The sequence below is a fragment of the Phocaeicola coprocola DSM 17136 genome, assembly GCF_000154845.1.
Lineage (GTDB): Bacteria > Bacteroidota > Bacteroidia > Bacteroidales > Bacteroidaceae > Phocaeicola > Phocaeicola coprocola.
This window is the reverse complement of the sequence record NZ_DS981448.1, coordinates 1,346-2,601: the sequence shown is the minus strand read 5'-3', so window position 1 is coordinate 2,601 and position 1,256 is coordinate 1,346. Positions and strand designations below refer to the sequence as shown.

Below are 1,256 nucleotides of genomic sequence, written 5' to 3'. Positions count from 1 at the left end.
GTACTTAAATCCATAAGGAATAATGCAGACATACAATTTGAAGGCGGATACATGTTCTTCCTTGACGTAGAGTTCAATAACCCAATCAGGCACAAATTGATTGTTTATCATCCTTTTTACCATTTCAAAATGGATTCTCAAGATGATCCAAAATTTCCACTTTCAAAAATTCTGGGTAATAGAACTTAATTCCTATGTCCTTGCAGAACTGACAGCGATGGTCGGGATTTGGGCGTTTCTTTGTACGACCTTCTTCGTAATCTCGTATTTCTTTCATGTATTCATCTTGATTGAAATACTCCATAAATTCTTCCCTACTTTTATCGGTTGTGCCAATCCAAATCATATATTCTAATCCAGCATTAGACCCTTGCATTCCTTCAGGCGACAGTTCAAACTCAAACGTACCAAGATAAGTCATGGTTGTGGTATTCTCTGCCTTCTTAGGAGATATACCCTCACGACAATTATAGCAGATAACAGCATTTGCCATTGTAATATTTTTATCAGCTATCGACAGACTTATCTTTTGGGTATCAGCAGGAATAAGGTTAAGTAATCCTGCCAAGCCGTCAGATGTGAATTTCATAATAAGAAAATCCTCATCATAGCTCATTACACCAAGCTCCTTACAGAACTGGCAACGAAGTTCCTTATTGTCTTCATCATAATCTTTCCACCATTGACGGAAAGCCGATTGATCCATATATTTCTCAAAGTCAGCTTCGGAATCGAATTGACCGACCCATATCATTATCTTACTCATTTTCTTTTTTTTATTTTTCAAGCGACTAATGTCCGGCAGATAATCGACCGTTAGGGAGATTCATCCGCTTGTTATCGTCATAAATTGTACTTCATTAATAATGATTTAAATTCTTCATTTAACCTCTTTCCTCCAAATTGAGCAGCAACTTTTTGAATACTGTCTTTTTGCATTACAAATTCCAATTCAGTAGGCTTTAATTGAGAACAACACCAATCAAATACACGCAAATTGGGAATATCGGCAATGTTTTTTATATCAACTAAATTTTTACATTCCCAAATAAATAACCAATATAAACTATGTAAGTTCGATAAATTGGGGAATTTGCTAAACGGTTTTATGTTACAAATGATTAGTTCTTCTAAAGGAGAAAGATTGGCTATATAATCAAATGTTTGCTCTTCTTTTGTGGCAATCCCATTAATACATAATCTCTTTAGATGTGTCAATTTGTTTAATGCTGTATAGAATCCACCACAGTGCGAGC

The 1,256-nt window shown here is 35.1% G+C and carries 2 pseudogenes; both read right to left on the bottom strand.

Annotation, left to right across the window (positions count from 1 at the left end):
- Window positions 1-766: pseudogene (locus tag BACCOP_RS02745) on the bottom strand (immunity 22 family protein); the annotation flags it as partial.
- A 77-nt stretch (window positions 767-843) separates the two neighbouring features.
- Window positions 844-1,256: pseudogene (locus BACCOP_RS02740) on the bottom strand (hypothetical protein); the annotation flags it as partial.